This is a genomic window from Vibrio sp. 10N.222.52.C3 (genome assembly GCF_041474195.1).
GTDB lineage: Bacteria > Pseudomonadota > Gammaproteobacteria > Enterobacterales > Vibrionaceae > Vibrio > Vibrio crassostreae_C.
Genome location: NZ_JBFRTQ010000031.1, coordinates 1 through 15,147, shown reverse-complemented (window position 1 = coordinate 15,147; position 15,147 = coordinate 1). Strand labels below are relative to the sequence as shown.

Sequence of the window (15,147 nt, the reverse complement as noted above, 5' to 3'; positions counted from 1 at the left end):
ATGAATGTCGCACTTATTATTTCGTGCAGAATATTCGTTGTTTTGTCGTTCTCGCTAATTATCTCAGCCTCTGTTTAGGTTCGATTAATAACTCATTATTTAACTTGTTTATTTTCATTGTTAATTTCCGTCTATCTTTATGCGGATCTATTAAATTAATGGTGAGGATTCGTGACATCTAAAGAAAATAGATTTCGACCTGATCGGAATGTATTGAAAGGTATTATTATGGAAAACTTCAAACATCTACCAGAACCGTTTCGTATTCGTGTTGTAGAGCCAGTAAAAAGAACAACCTCTGCATATCGTGAGCAAGCCATTGTTGAAGCGGGCATGAACCCATTCTTACTGGATAGTGATGATGTGTTTATCGACTTACTGACAGACAGTGGTACAGGTTCTATCACCCAACGTATGCAAGCCGCGATGCTAATGGGTGATGAAGCGTACAGTGGTAGTCGCAGTTACTATGCATTGTCGAATGCGGTTAAGGATATCTTCGGTTACGAGTTGACGATTCCAACACACCAAGGGCGCGGCGCAGAGCAGATCTACATTCCTGTTCTTATCAAGAAGCGTGAAATGGAAAAGGGACTCGATCGCAGCAAAATGGTCGCCTTGTCGAACTACTTCTTCGATACCACGCAAGGCCACACACAAGTGAATTGCTGTGTGGCGAAGAACGTTTATACCAAAGAAGCGTTCGATACCTCAGTGAATGCGGACTTCAAAGGCAACTTCGATGTGGTGAAGCTGGAAGAAGCGATCTTAGAAGCGGGCGCAGCCAATGTTCCCTACATTGTGAGCACCATTACTTGTAACTCTGCTGGTGGGCAGCCAGTGTCTATCGCCAATCTAAAAGCCGTGTATCAAGTTGCTCAGAAGTACGACATCCCTGTGATCATGGATTCTGCACGCTACGCTGAAAATGCCTACTTCATTCAACAACGAGAAGCGGGTTATCAAGATTGGACAATCGAACAGATCACTCGTGAGTCTTACAAATACGCGGATGGCTTAGCCATGTCTGCCAAGAAAGATGCCATGGTACAAATGGGCGGCTTGTTGTGCTTTAAAGACGACGCTTTCATGGATGTGTACACAGAGTGTCGAACCTTGTGTGTCGTGCAAGAGGGCTTCCCAACCTATGGTGGCTTAGAAGGCGGCGCGATGGAGCGTTTGGCGGTTGGCCTTTATGACGGCATGCGCCAAGATTGGTTAGAGTACCGTATTGGTCAGGTTCAATACTTAGTTGATGGCTTAGAAGCGATGGGTATCGTGTGCCAGCAAGCAGGTGGTCACGCTGCGTTTGTGGATGCGGGTAAACTGCTTCCTCATATTCCAGCAGGTCAGTTCCCAGCACATGCTTTGGCGTGTGAACTCTATAAAGTCGCGGGTATCAGAGCGGTTGAGATTGGCTCATTGCTGCAAGGTCGCGACCCTGCCACGGGCGAGCAACATCCATGCCCTGCAGAGTTATTGCGCCTTACCATTCCTCGCGCGACCTACACACAAACTCACATGGACTTCATCATCGAAGCATTCGAAAAAGTGAAAGAGAATGCAGGACAAGTGAAAGGGCTCGATTTTACCTACGAGCCACCGGTATTAAGACACTTCACCGCGCGCTTGAAAGAGGTAGAGACCAGCGAGAAACAAACAGAAAAAAAGAACGAACAAACGCTCGAAGAAGCATTTTAAAATAAAAAAATAAGCGAATAGTCACTAGAACCTTAATCAAAGGCTCCCACAGGAGCCTTTTCTTTTTTTGGATGGTAGGGGAGTTAGGCAGTTAAGCCTTTAAGTAGTTAACCCGTTAAAAGCTGAACTACGCTTGTTTGTTTTTCAGGGTAGACTTCAACATTTGGAATAACCACTGATTCAAAGGTGCGTCTTTTTGCGAGCGGCGGCAGCTCATCACATAGCTCACATCTATGGTTCATGTTCGATTGTTAAAGTTACTCCAACAAAAACACAGATACCAAACGAACAAAGAATTAGAAATACAACGAGGTGATGTATGAACAAGTTAATCGCACTTGGATTGATGGCTTTGTCTATGAACACGGCTTTCGCGGCTGACGGTACTTATGCGAGTACTCTCGATATGATGAGAAGCGAAGGCAATCAAGTAAAGGCTGAGCGTGTTGAATCTGATCCAGTGCTTGAAGGAAGAAATGACGCCGCTAATGGCGGAATAAAATTCCAAAAGAACGTTGATCAAGACCAAACGATCCAGCTTACAGGTCGTCGTGATTAACGTTAAAGATGTGCTTACCATTGTCATGAGAAATGCTGCGCCCTCGGGTGCAGCATTTTTCGTTATTGGGTTGTGGAGTATTTTATAAACTCTAGCGATCTAGCCTTGGCATGTTGTGTAACGTGTGGCATTTTGTTGTTCTCTAATTTAGATCGCTATTAGGTGTTGGTTAAGCATTACAAACCAGTAAGCGAACGACTCGAAAGGACAAGGAATGACTCAAAAAGAAACGGGAATGATTCGTCATATTCTACTGATTAAGTTTAAAGAAAACGCTGAGGCTTCAGAGGTTCAAAAACTAAAGATGTTGTTTGAAGCGATGCCAAACAAGGTTGAAGGGGTCACTTCAATAGAATGGGGATTAAATGACAGCCCTGAAAACAAGAATCAAGGTTATACCCACTCGGTGTTAATGACGTTCGCCGATGAAGAAGGCCGTCAGAATTACCTTCCGCACCCTGAGCATGATGCGCTGAAAGATGTGTTTCGTCCGCTTTTAGAAGACATCATTGTGTTTGATTACTCCCTGTAATTAGGTTCTGAGTAGGTCTCTTGTGTTTGACTTACCTTCGATAATGAAGAGTTAGGGCCTAGCGATTAAGCCCTAACTCAATAAGAAACGACTTACTCTGTTGGCGAAATAGTGACTGGTGCAAACGATGCGACAGCATTCCCGCCTGCGCCCCAGCGGTAGCGAGGCCAGAAGATAACTGTCTGATTGGGGTAGTACGTCTGTTTGTCGTAGTCCAGATAAGGCATCTCAACGAGGTCTATCTGTGGTTCTAAACGACCTTTATGTCATCTACTGTTTACGCTCATTTTTATTCCGTTAACCTGCCAATAGGCAGTAAAGTTAACGCAAAGCGTGAATAAGAATGGCATTACTTTTAAATAATGCCGTTGTGCCACGGTTAAGCTCTAGTCAATTTGATAGCCACTTCTGATTCCAGTTCACTTAATGGTCGAGGTTTACTGAAGTAATAACCTTGCAGCAGATCTATCCCCAGTCCGTTTAGGCGTTGGTTATGATCAGCAGTTTCCACCCCTTCAGCTACAACACGATAGCCCAAGCTTTTACCCATCATGATCATAGTGTTGACGAAGTCTAAGTTGGTCTGCCCTTGAGTTATGTCAGAGATAAATGAACGGTCGATCTTTACTTCACTTAGTGGAAGTTGCTTTAGTAGAGATAGAGAAGAGAATCCCGTGCCAAAATCGTCAAGAGAGATAGAAATTCCTACATCGTGTAGTTCTTTAAGTGAGTTTATGCATAACTCGTAATCGACAATTGCTGCTGACTCGGTTATCTCAATACAGAATAACGTCAAAGGAAGCTGGTATTGGCGAATAGTTCGAATGATTTCTTGAGCGAAGTGAGGCTGTATCAGCTGTTTTGCACTGATATTAATGGAAATATGGCTCATGGTTTGTAGCCATTCAGATCCTTCAACATCCTTACAAACTCGATGAATGATACATTCACCAAGCTTGCTGATTAGGCCAGCTGATTCAGCAACCTCGATAAACTGGTCAGGAGGGACATCCCCCAATGTTGGAGATTCCCATCTTGCTAGTGCTTCAACAGCAGTAATCTTTTCATCTTGCCCACAATATTGAGGTTGGTAGTGCACCTTTATTTCTTGTTGAGCGATGGCACGACTGAGTTGGTGCTCTATTTCGATTATGTTTTCCGTCTCTTTTGCCATTGACCTTTGAAAGTTGAGATAGCTTTGTCCTCCCAGCTTTTTAGCTTGATACATGGCAATGTCGGCCTGCTTAATTAATTCTTCGGCACTTACGCCATCATAAGGATACATAGCGATGCCTAGGCTTCCTTGGCTGATAATCTCAATATCATCAACGATCAATGGGTTTTGAACGGCATTTAAAATCTGCGTGGCGAGTGCGTTGATGTCTGCTTCGGAACTGACATTACACAAAAACAAGAATTCGTCACCTCCCAAACGTGCGACAAGGTGTTCACTTGATAGCACGTTCTGAATATGTTTGGTCACGTGGCAAAGAAGTGCATCACCGACGTGATGACCAAAAGAGTCGTTGATAATCTTAAAACGGTTAAGATCCATCAACATGACCGCGCGTTTTTGGTTAGGTCGATTCACAATGTGTTGCGCGATGCTTTCCATTATTTTCCGGCGATTAGCGATGCCAGTAAGCGCATCATAATACGCCATGTGTTGAATCTTTTCCGCATCTTCTCGCTCTTGAGTTACATCCGTCATTGAGCCAATGAAGCGCACAGCCTGCCCTTCTGCATTATGAACCGCTGAGCCATTGGCATGAACCCAGATATATCCGCGATGTTGCGTCTTCATCCTGAATTCACATTTGAACGGTACTTCTTCGTTTAAGTGGTTATGAATGGCGGACTCGAGAAGTTCTAAGTCTTCTGAGTGTATATATTGGAACAGATGGTCACATCCTAACTTACGATCAGAAAAGGTATCTTGACAGCCAATCATTTTGGTTAACCGACTGTTCCAGACAAGAGTATTGGTTAGTAAGTCCCAATCCCAGATACCATCGTTTGAGCTGTTAGATACTACTTTGAGCTGTTGCAACAACTGTTGGGAGTTCTTCTGACGATTGTTACTTGTATTGATAAGCTCGTCGCGCTCGATGAACAGTGCGAGCATATCTAAATAATTGTTGAATACCGATTGTGTACCGATATCTTGGTGATCTTGCAATGAATCAACAACAGCGACGAGCTTCCAGTGATCTTCTTGCCCTGAGTTGATAGGAAGAATGGAAGCAACGAAATGATCATAGCGTTCGAAAAATGGGAAATTGCGAATATCGTCTTGAATATCTGTTTGTTGCGGTAGGGTAGTTGGCTGAGTCATGCCTTTTTCTACCCATTTCCTAATAGTGTATTGCTCCGAATTACACTCAGCGAGACAGGCCCAGTCAAGATTGTTTCCGTAAAGGCTTTGAGCATCTCTAATTGAGTCAAAACCTCCTTGTGCTTGTGAATAGAAATTTTCGAATATCTCAGCGGGAGAACGCCCTTGCACATTTAAGAGGATTTGGCGAGTTGAGTTGATATCTTCTTTATGTTCGAGATCTGGGTTTGTGTTACCGCAAGACTGATGAACGATGAGCTTTTGCGGGACACTATTATTGGCATTATTAAAAGGCTTCCCAGAAATACGTTCCAACACGCGGTGAAATACTTGCGTCGCTAGAAGCTCAAGCTGTTGGTCTACTGTTGTTAACTTGGGATTGAATTGTTGACCGACGAAAATATTATCAATGCCTACGATGGCGACATCGTCAGGTACCGAGATATTGCTGTGAGACAGTTGCTCCATCATACCTACAGCATTGTGGTCAGTTGCGCAGATAACCGCAGTGCATTTGGATTTACGCTGTATAAATTCTATTGCGGCTTCTCGTCCCCCAGATAGAGAACAATTCGACACGCGGAAGAAATGGCGTTGGTTGAATGAGCCTTTATGATCAATCACCGTGCGTTGATACGCTTTGAAGCGAGACCTGATATCATTAACAGTGAGATCGCCACAAAAGCCGATTTCTTCGTGTCCTTGACTTTGTAACCATTCATAGAGCTTAGTGACACCATCGCTTTGCACACTATAATACTGCTCAACGGGCAGCGGCGCATAGCTTGCTCCAATAGAAATGACTGGAATGTTTGCGTTTATAGCTTCTTCGATCAACTTTACTGTCGCTGCATGGAGAACGACCACAAGGGCATCGAGATGATTAAAATATATAGGAAGTTTAAAATCTCTTCGCTCACCCGAGCGGATGAAGATCAGATTGACTTTATGGTTTTTCGCAAGCCTTCTAAGGGTTGCATTTAGCTCGCCCATGTAGAAGCCACTGAGCATAGGCAGCACAATGCCAAAGGTAGGACGTTTTTTAGATGTAACAATAGTCATGTTATTAGCCGGTCGAAAGTTGTGTTGTGTAGAACTGTTTTCGGGGGAGAATAGGTATCTTTTTATTATTTCTTCCATGCTCTACTAAGCGAGCTTGAAAATAAACTTACGGCAAAAGGAAATGCAAAACCACGCACAATCCGAGTAAGTCTAACTCATATATTTGAGAGGTTACTCAGAAGCGGTCCTCAATTTATGGACATGACTTAAGCGACTGATCTGTTCTGACAGTACCTAGAATAACCGGAACGGATTATGACTAGAAACGCAGAAACCACTCTCCTGAATTTAATTGCAACAATAAATGACATACAAACGTAGAGGTAGCGCACAGAATCGAAAAAGGGGATATCGTGATCACATAATCATTGATCTAGCCGAGAGTGAGATAGTGGCGAGAGTTCGATAATTCGTTGTCGGATCTAAATTAGAACTGTAAATCTAATTTCTAAGTAGTTGTTATCTCAGGAAGAGTTTTTGTGCTATGCGCCCCTATATTAAATACATTATCCCTATTTTAATTCCTTTCATTATCCTCGTCATGCCGCTATCAGCGTTTCCATTTGAAGGCCTTACGATTATTCAACAACGCGTTATTGCGATCTTTTTGTTAGCGGCATTGTGCTGGGTGTTCGAGCCTATCCCTATTTACGCGACGTCTGTTGTTATTATCGTTCTGCAATTATTGATGTTGTCGGATAAAGGGCTGATCTTTTTAAGGTTTGAGCATGGGGAAGAACATTTTGGTGAGCTGTTAAAATACAGCGATATCATGGCGACATTCGCTAGCCCAATCATCATGCTGTTTTTGGGTGGTTTCTTCTTAGCAATGGCCGCCACTAAATATCGATTAGACGTAAACTTAGCTCGCGTGTTGTTGAAGCCATTTGGACAAGACCCAAAGTTTGTGATGCTCGGCTTAATGTTGATCACTGGTATCTTTTCGATGTTTATGTCTAACACGGCAACAACGGCAATGATGCTCTCTATTTTAACGCCGGTACTGGCTGTGTTTGGTCCGAAAGACCCCGGTCGTGTAGCGTTTGCGCTTTGTATCCCGGTTGCCGCTAACATCGGTGGCATTGGTACTCCGATCGGTACCCCTCCGAACGCTATCGCACTTAAATATTTAGTTGGCGATAACCTCATTACGTTCGGTGAATGGATGGCATTTGGTGTGCCGTTTGTTGTGATTATGATGGCGTTAGCGTGGTTTTTAATAGGCTTTATGTACAAAGCTGACCAAAAGAAAATCGAGCTAAGCATCAAAGGTAAATTCCTTAAAACGCCTAAAGCCATTGCGGTGTACGTCACTTTTGCGCTGACCATCATTCTTTGGTTAATGGGTTCAAGCCATGGCATGAACTCTTACACCGTCGCTCTGATTCCTGTCGCTGTGTTCTCACTCACAGGGATCATCAATAAAGAAGACCTGAAGAAAATTTCTTGGGACGTATTGTGGCTTGTATCAGGTGGTATTGCGCTTGGTTTAGCGCTCGATAAAACTGGCTTAGCAAAGCTCGTGGTACACAGTATTCCGTTTGATAGCTACTCACCCTATGTGGTGTTGTTCGGAGCGGCGTTCTTGTGTTTGGTAATGGCAAACTTTATGTCTCATACCGCAACGGCTAACTTGTTAATGCCAATTATGGCGGCATTAGGTTCGTCTATGGCTTCACTCACGCCACTAGGCGGTGAGCTAACGTTAATTTTGGTTGTGACTTTTGCCGCTTCATTAGGTATGTCGCTGCCAATCAGTACGCCACCGAATGCGTTGGCTCATGCCACTGGTCATGTGCAAAGTAATCAAATGGCCAGAATCGGTATTATTTTGGGTGTGGTTGGTGTGCTACTGAGTTTTGTTATGGTGTGGGTGCTACATTCAATTGGTCACATAGGATAACGATACGTGTATCAACAAAAGCTAGAAGCACTGATCGAGCGCTATTTTAACCAAACAGAACGTCGGGTGACGTGCTGTGCCGGTAACACCATTATTGAACAATCAGCGTTAAACACTCGTTTATATTATGTGTTTAGTGGAGAACTGGAAGGGTTTTATACCGATGCGAATACACCGCAAGTGCGAGTATTTAGCGCGGGTAGTGGGGCTTTTATAGGCGTTCATAGCTTCTTTTCAGGTAATTGGACAGCATCTTCAACGGTTGTTGCTAAAACCGATGTTGAGTTAGCGTGGATCGATAAAGACACGCCTGCAGAAGATGAACGTAAATTTGGTCCTCTTACCGCACAGTTCACACCTGTAATTGTCAATGAGTTGTCGCGTCGTCAACGCCGCGCAACACAAGAAGCGATAGCGAAACAAAAAGCGCTAGAGAAGTTACATACTGCTGAGCAAATGACGACCTTGGGTCAATTGGCTGCAGGGATTGCTCATGAGCTTAACAACGCTATTGGTGTCGTAAATAGTAAATCTGGTCGACTTGAAACGGTCATCATGGATCTGCTTGAAGAAGTGCATCCAGAAGCCAGTCAATTTTTCGATTTTGGGTTAATGCATGGTCAGAAAACGTCGTCGTCAGAAGCACGAACACGTGGGCGACAATTTGAAAGAAAATATGGTTTAGACAAAAACATTGCTCGCTCTCTTGCAAAGGCGATTCCAATTGATGCTTTATCTGCAACAGACGTTATTTCAAAGCATTGGCTGAAAAAACCAGAAGAAGCGATTCGTTTTTGGCAGATGGGCTGTGATTTACATGATTTGCGTTTGGCATCTAGACACACCGTCGGCATCGTAAAATCGGTTAAACAACTTGGCAGAGTTGATATCGACACCGAAGAAGCGGTTGATATTAACGACTCCATTAACCATGCCTTATCGTTGCTACAAAGTGAGTTACGTAGAGTGTCTGTGCGATTGAGCCCTGCGGATTTACCGTCTTTTAAAGGCTCGAAAACAGAGCTCGTTCAGATTTGGGTCAACATTGTAAAGAATGCTTGTGATGCAATGTCGAATTCAGACGATGCCGCAATAGAGATTCAAACCAGATTAAGTAAGAAAAGGATATTAGTTACGATCGCGAATAACGGCCCTGAGATAGACGAGGCGACTCGTAGAAAGGTATTTCAGCCCAACTTCACCACTAAAAAAGGTGGTTTATCGTTTGGATTGGGCTTGGGTTTATCAGTAGTTAAGCGGATTGTGGCAGGTTATGGCGGAAGTATTATTGTGAAAAGTGATGCTTCTAAAACGGTATTTAGAATCAAGTTACCAATAGAGGGTGAACATGGAGAAGCTTAATTTAATCTGTGTCGATGACCAGAGAGAAGTACTGAGCGCAGTGATACAAGATTTAGAGCCGCTGGCGAGTTGGCTGAATATTGAAGATTGTGAATCAGCGCAAGAAGTGCTTGATCTCATTGATGAACTTGACGCAGAAGGCGAACACATTACCGTCATCGTGTCTGATCATGTGATGCCAGGGAAAACGGGTGTGGAGTTACTCACTGAAGTGTTCCATGACAGTCGCTTTCCGAATACAAAGAAAATTCTTCTTACGGGGCAGGCTACTCATACTGATACCATCAATGCGATTAATGCAGCAGGCATCGACCGTTACTTTGAAAAGCCTTGGCAAGCAAGCACATTGGTTGAGTGCATTCGTACTCTTGTCACTGAGTACATATTTGATCAAGGGCTTGATTACACGGACTATCAGAATGAGCTCGACCAGCAGGTTGTGTTCAGACGCTTGCGTTAGCCTCTTATGTTAGCGACTTACATTATTCACTAGTGTAAGTCGCTTGAAATTCTATGCACCGAAGGACGCTTTCTGAAGGGTTTTTCTTTGAAAGATGTAATCTTTCGCTGCTTATTTTACCTACCTCTTTTAGTCGTTCAGGTTTTGGTACTCAGTTATTAACACACTGGTTGCTGGCTTTAGTCTAAAACTCATACGCTACGCCAACGCCAACGGATGCATTGTGTTTTCTTCAGGAACGATTCCCTGAACATACAGCAGAACTTCGTACGATGCCGCTTTCTCTATATTCAACATTTGAATGCAATTTGTGGAATATATCAAAATTAATTAAATTGATAGTAAGTTATTACTTTTCATTATGTTAGGGTTCTTTTCTTAAGGTCAGTGGATTAGGAAGAGGCTCATGAAAAAGAGATTTGTCATCGCAGTATCAATTGGCTTTGTTGTCTTCTTCCTCGTTGGCCGTGAACTTCAATGGTTCGGGACCAATAATTCCGAGTCGTTTCCTAAACTTCCTGATGGTCCCCAATTTGTTCCTTCTACCGATTTCGACGGTGAGTGGCTAGGTCGTCGTATTAATACTACTGGCAATAATATGTGTGAACGCACAACCATCACCGGAACCATTAATGATGGCAAAGCCACGCTCAGGCTTACTTACAATGGAACGCCGCTACAAGGTTGGGTTTCTGAAAATGGAGACTTACGTCTATATGCCAAGCATCGCCAGTGGGATTATCGATTTTCAGCACATGGCAGTAGCAATAGATTTGATGGTCGTTGGCATTTAACCAATGGCCCGTGTAAAGGCACTTGGTTTATAGAAAAAGCCAATGACATGTAGGGCCGTAAACGCATTATATACTTGGAATAACTTAAACAATTTCCACACGCATGTGTACGATTTAGTTTAAAGATATAGATAGGAAAAACCATGAGGATTGTGATTTTTATCGCTACAGTGATTTTAGTTAAATCAATTGAAGCAAAGTTTGGGCACACCTATAACATCTTTTCAGAACCACTTGATATCAAGTTAGCCGCTCTTGATTTTGTCTTGTGGGTTTCAGTCTACTTTGGTTTATCTTTTTTTTATGAGAAGGGCAAAGGTATCCTGACTAAAATGGGTAAAGTTAAGAATCCTTAATGGGTTGTATGAATTAGCCGAACAAGATGTTTATGGTAAATTCTAGTTATTAATGAAGTTGTACATGGAGGTGCAATGAACATCGGAATCTATATTTATAATCAAGCAGAAGTTCTCGACTTCTCTGGCCCATTTGAAGTTTTCAGCACTGCAAAGCGTTTAGGTGCTGAAGATCTAAATGTATTCTTAATCTCCGAAAATGCGGGACCAGTTATAGCTCGTGGCGGTTTCAAGGTATTGGCTGACTATTCGTTAAACAATCATCCAAAGATCGATTTATTAATGGTCGTTGGTGGTGCGCACACTGACGAAATGAACAAACGAAATGTACTCGAGTGGTTAGCTTCTGTTTCAGGTTCAGCCTCGCAAGTAGTGTCTGTTTGTACTGGTGCATTTCTTTTGGCTAAAGCTGGTTTACTTGAGGGATTAGCAGTCACGACTCATTGGGAAGATATTTCCGACTTAGCGTTGCAGTTTCCAGGTTTAGATGTGATCAGTGATAAACGATGGGTGACATCAGAAAAATTCACAACTTCTGGAGGGATTTCTGCAGGTATAGATATGAGCTTACATTTAGTATCAGTACATTACGGTCTGCAATTTGCCTCGAAAGTAGCGCGTCAAATGGAGTACAGTTGGCATGAATGTACATAACTAACCTTTCTAAAATGATTCAGCATATGTGGCATTTCTCAATGCCGTACTCAGGTGTGATTTAAAAACGAGGACAGAGTATGGAAGTAAGGTTAGTCAAAGCCTCAGACCCTAAGTTCGCAGAATCGATCACCAAAACGAATATGGCGAGTTACTATCAGGCTCGTGGCATCGCTTGGGGTCATAGTCAGTTTTTACGCAGCTGGGATGAGCTGGATAACTATGAAATTTATGTGGGGGATCGCCGTATTGGTGTTGTTCGCTTCAGTTACGCTAGTGGTACAACGTTTCTTAGGGACTTGCAGATATTAGCTGACTGTCAAGGTCAAGGTTTTGGCTCTAAGTGTCTCGATTTGGCTATTGAACATGCGAACAATCAAGCATCGGCTCAGTTAGTGTTGCGCGTGTTCAGTGAGAACCCCGTCATTAAGCTTTATCAATCAAAAGGTTTTACTCAGTTGTCTGAAGTGAAAGGGCTCGTTGAAATGGAGCTGCCTTTAGGGTCATCATTGAGAGGGTGTCATGGATAACCGTATCCAACTAAATTTTGTTAAGTACTTATTTTCAGTGTTGCTGTTTATTGTTATTGCATTAGGTCTTGCCTATTGGATATTAGATGGTGATCGTTCATCGCTGCTAACCGTAGGGCTGATAATTTGTGTTCCTCCATTAATAAAAATTCTAATGTTGTGGTGGAAGCTTCGCGATAGCTCGTTTGAAATCACGAACGGTCATGTACGTTTAAATGGCGTTGCTTGTGATGTGACTTTACAGCGTAGCTTTCTTCCGTTTGAAATTGGCTCATTCATCAAGCTTTCATACACGAAAGGTGCAATGCAGAAACACAATATTTACCTTTCTAAAGGCGCAATGAGCAAAGAAGAATGGAGCCGTATGTTAGCGTGTCGAACTAGGTCGCCATAAAGAAGCGACATCGCTGTTACTTGAGCTTTTAGTTTCCACGACGAATAGCGATGCGATTAAAGAGTACCAACGAGCGATCTCTTTATATGCTCAAGACCTAGATAAAACCTGGTAAGCAGCGCGTAAAGCTCATTAACTCACATAACAAAAAGCCTAAGCATCAATATGATACTTAGGCTTAAAGGCATAGTTTTTGTTCTTTAGGAAAGCGTTACGCTGAAAGCTCTTTACGAACGATCTCTGCGCCAGCACTGAGCGCATTAAGCTTCGCTGAGGCTATCTCGCGAGGCAGGGGAGCCATGCCGCAGTTGGTGCAAGGGTAGAGCTTGTCGGCATCAACGTACTTAAGTGTTTCACGTAGAGTGCTAGCCACTTCTTCCGGTGTTTCAATCGAATCGGTTGCAACATCAATCGCACCGACCATTACTTTCTTGCCTCGTACGAGCTCAAGCAGCTCAAGAGGTACATGAGAGTTGTGACACTCTAAAGAGATAATGTCGATATTCGATTGCTGCAGCTTAGGGAAGACTTCTTCGTATTGGCGCCACTCGGTGCCTAATGTCTTTTTCCAATCCGTATTCGCTTTAATGCCGTAGCCATAACAAATATGGACTGCTGTTTCGCACTTAAGCCCTTCAATGGCTCTTTCCAAACAAGCGATGCCCCAATTGTTCACTTCATCAAAAAACACGTTAAACGCAGGTTCATCGAACTGAATAATATCCACGCCTGCCGCTTCAAGTTCTTTGGCTTCTTCGTTGAGGATCTTTGCAAATTCCCACGCCAGTTTTTCACGGCTTTGGTAATGCGCATCGTAAAGTGTATCAATCATGGTCATAGGCCCCGGCAGAGCCCATTTTATCGGTTGGTCGGTTTGCTGACGTAAGAACTTCGCATCCTCAACAAACACAGATTTCTGACGAGAAACTGGGCCTACAACCGTCGGTACACTCGCATCGTAACGGTCGCGGATTTTAACGGTTTCACGCTTTTCAAAATCAACGCCATTCAGGTGTTCAATGAAGGTCGTTACAAAGTGTTGACGTGTTTGTTCGCCGTCACTCACAATATCAATGCCTGCTTGCTGTTGCTCGTGCAGAGAGACACGCAGCGCATCTTGTTTGCCGTCTGTGAGTTCATCGCCTTGAAGTTTCCATGGCGACCAAAGCGTCTCTGGTTGTGCAAGCCAAGACGGTTTCGGCAAGCTGCCCGCTGTTGAAGTCGGTAATAGTGTTTTCATAATAATATTGCCTATCCTTGGGTGGTTTGAGAGCGCAATAGACGATTAAAGTGCGTAATTTGCCGACCAGTTCTCTAGAACTGATTGGTATGGCTTAATGAACTTCTCTTCTGCGAATTTACCTTGTTCAACAGCTAGCTGGCTTCGTTCTTCACGGTCGTACACGATTTGAGTCAGCGAGTGATCCAAGTTTTTCAAGTTTGGTTGGTAACAGTTACCCGCAACCGCGTTCGCGTTGTAAATCTCAGGTCGGTAGATTTTCTGGAACGTACCCATGGTACTGATGGTGCTGATAAGCTCTAGGTTAGAGTAATCGTTCAGCAGATCACCAAAGAAATAGAAGGCCAAAGGTGCAACACTGTTAGGCGGCATGAAATAACGAACCTGTAAGCCCATCTTTTTGAAATATTGTTCAGTTAAAGAAGACTCATTCGGTTGGTATTCAAAACCTAATACTGGGTGTTGGTTTTCAGTGCGGTAATAGGTTTTATTATCTGACACGCTTAAGCAAATAACAGGTCGTTTATTAAAGTTCTTTTTGTAAGCGTCAGAGTTAACGAAATATTTAAAAAGCTTACCGTGTAAGTCACCAAAATCTTCTGGAATACTGAATTTATCTTGGCCTTTATTATGATCCAATAGACGTACGCTAAAGTCATAATCTCGAACATAAGAAGAGAAGTTATTTCCGATAATGCCTTCAATACGCTCGTTAGTTTTACGGTCTACAATATTGGTTTTCAGCACTTCAATTGAAGGGAATGCTTCGCCGTTGCTTTCAATATCCATATCAACAGAAATGATTTCAAGCTCAACAGAGTAGCGGTCGCCCTTAGGGTTATCCCAGTGCGCTAACGCGTTGAAACTGTTATCGATCATTTGTAGTGCATTGCGTAAGTTCGCTTGACGGCTGTCACCGCGAGCCAGGTTAGCAAAGTTGGTAGTGATACGCGTGCTGTCTGCAGGCTGGTAGTTTTCGTCGAGGCTAATGCTCTTAATCGTAAAATTAAATTCTTTATTCATGCTGATTTGGTATCCCAATTTTTTTCTGATTCTCTTGGTCTTTAGTATTAAAACGGCTTTTATTTTTTGCTTGTGACCGGATTAAGAATCGAAGGCTATGCTGTCTGAAATTAATGCTTAGTAGAATTAATGTCGTATAAAGTTAATCGCTTAAGGTTTTTATACGTTGATAGGTTGACCATTAACAATGGTATTACTTCACATTCAACATGAGGAATATTCATGATCTATTCTGTTTGAAT

14 protein-coding genes and 2 pseudogenes are annotated in these 15,147 nt (G+C 43.0%); 11 read left to right on the top strand and 5 right to left on the bottom strand.

Going from position 1 to position 15,147, the window contains the following annotated elements; translation table 11 throughout:
- The first annotated feature begins 228 nt into the window (after window positions 1–228).
- Window positions 229–1,701: a tryptophanase gene (gene tnaA, locus AB4517_RS05500; protein ID WP_372148024.1), complete on the top strand. Its 1,473-nt coding sequence runs from the start codon at window positions 229–231 to the stop codon at window positions 1,699–1,701.
- A gap of 127 nt (window positions 1,702–1,828) precedes the next feature.
- Here the strand turns inward: tnaA and AB4517_RS05495 are convergent.
- Window positions 1,829–1,939, bottom strand: a pseudogene (locus tag AB4517_RS05495) (LysR family transcriptional regulator); the annotation flags it as partial.
- A gap of 81 nt (window positions 1,940–2,020) precedes the next feature.
- Here AB4517_RS05495 and AB4517_RS05490 point away from each other — a divergent pair.
- Together AB4517_RS05490 and AB4517_RS05485 are read left to right on the top strand one after the other, a co-directional pair.
- Window positions 2,021–2,260, top strand: a complete 240-nt coding sequence (locus AB4517_RS05490) for a hypothetical protein (RefSeq protein WP_017069969.1) — start codon at window positions 2,021–2,023, stop codon at window positions 2,258–2,260.
- A gap of 214 nt (window positions 2,261–2,474) precedes the next feature.
- Window positions 2,475–2,792, top strand: coding sequence for a Dabb family protein (locus AB4517_RS05485; protein WP_102394497.1), 318 nt, complete (start codon window positions 2,475–2,477; stop codon window positions 2,790–2,792).
- 146 nt (window positions 2,793–2,938) lie between these two features.
- Here AB4517_RS05485 and AB4517_RS05480 read toward each other — a convergent pair.
- Window positions 2,939–3,049: pseudogene (locus AB4517_RS05480) on the bottom strand (DUF3103 family protein); the annotation flags it as partial.
- Between the two features lie 122 nt (window positions 3,050–3,171).
- Complete coding sequence (locus AB4517_RS05475) at window positions 3,172–6,189, bottom strand: EAL domain-containing protein (RefSeq protein ID WP_372148023.1); 3,018 nt, start codon at window positions 6,187–6,189, stop codon at window positions 3,172–3,174.
- A gap of 484 nt (window positions 6,190–6,673) precedes the next feature.
- Between AB4517_RS05475 and AB4517_RS05470 the strand changes: the two genes are divergently transcribed.
- The 8 genes from AB4517_RS05470 (at window position 6,674) to AB4517_RS05435 (ending at window position 12,642) form a co-directional block, all read left to right on the top strand.
- On the top strand, window positions 6,674–8,092 hold the full coding sequence (locus AB4517_RS05470; RefSeq protein ID WP_102332139.1) for a DASS family sodium-coupled anion symporter: 1,419 nt from the start codon (window positions 6,674–6,676) through the stop codon (window positions 8,090–8,092).
- Between the two features lie 6 nt (window positions 8,093–8,098).
- The gene (locus tag AB4517_RS05465; protein ID WP_017069973.1) at window positions 8,099–9,454 is read left to right on the top strand and encodes an ATP-binding protein; all 1,356 of its coding nucleotides are present in this window, start codon (window positions 8,099–8,101) and stop codon (window positions 9,452–9,454) included.
- Window positions 9,441–9,914: a response regulator gene (locus AB4517_RS05460; RefSeq protein WP_017063648.1), complete on the top strand. Its 474-nt coding sequence runs from the start codon at window positions 9,441–9,443 to the stop codon at window positions 9,912–9,914. The genes AB4517_RS05465 and AB4517_RS05460 overlap by 14 nt, the downstream gene beginning before the upstream one ends.
- Window positions 9,915–10,320: 406 nt before the next feature.
- Window positions 10,321–10,761 carry a hypothetical protein gene (locus AB4517_RS05455; RefSeq protein ID WP_372148022.1) on the top strand — a complete coding sequence of 147 codons (441 nt, stop codon included), beginning with the start codon at window positions 10,321–10,323 and terminating at the stop codon, window positions 10,759–10,761.
- Between the two features lie 90 nt (window positions 10,762–10,851).
- Complete coding sequence (locus AB4517_RS05450) at window positions 10,852–11,064, top strand: hypothetical protein (protein WP_372148021.1); 213 nt, start codon at window positions 10,852–10,854, stop codon at window positions 11,062–11,064.
- Between the two features lie 75 nt (window positions 11,065–11,139).
- Window positions 11,140–11,718, top strand: a complete 579-nt coding sequence (locus tag AB4517_RS05445; protein ID WP_017069666.1) for a DJ-1/PfpI family protein — start codon at window positions 11,140–11,142, stop codon at window positions 11,716–11,718.
- Window positions 11,719–11,798: 80 nt separating this feature from the next.
- Window positions 11,799–12,248, top strand: a complete 450-nt coding sequence (locus AB4517_RS05440; protein ID WP_372148020.1) for a GNAT family N-acetyltransferase — start codon at window positions 11,799–11,801, stop codon at window positions 12,246–12,248.
- The gene (locus tag AB4517_RS05435; protein WP_372148019.1) at window positions 12,241–12,642 is read left to right on the top strand and encodes a hypothetical protein; all 402 of its coding nucleotides are present in this window, start codon (window positions 12,241–12,243) and stop codon (window positions 12,640–12,642) included. Before AB4517_RS05440 ends, AB4517_RS05435 begins: the two co-directional genes overlap by 8 nt.
- Before the next feature lie 211 nt (window positions 12,643–12,853).
- On the opposite strand, the gene AB4517_RS05430 is transcribed toward AB4517_RS05435, so the two are convergent.
- Window positions 12,854–13,882 (bottom strand): methionine synthase, encoded by a 1,029-nt coding sequence (locus tag AB4517_RS05430; protein WP_017062410.1) that lies wholly within the window; start codon window positions 13,880–13,882, stop codon window positions 12,854–12,856.
- A gap of 45 nt (window positions 13,883–13,927) precedes the next feature.
- Window positions 13,928–14,905, bottom strand: coding sequence for a DUF1852 domain-containing protein (locus tag AB4517_RS05425; RefSeq protein ID WP_017064213.1), 978 nt, complete (start codon window positions 14,903–14,905; stop codon window positions 13,928–13,930).
- Window positions 14,906–15,147 lie beyond the last annotated feature (242 nt).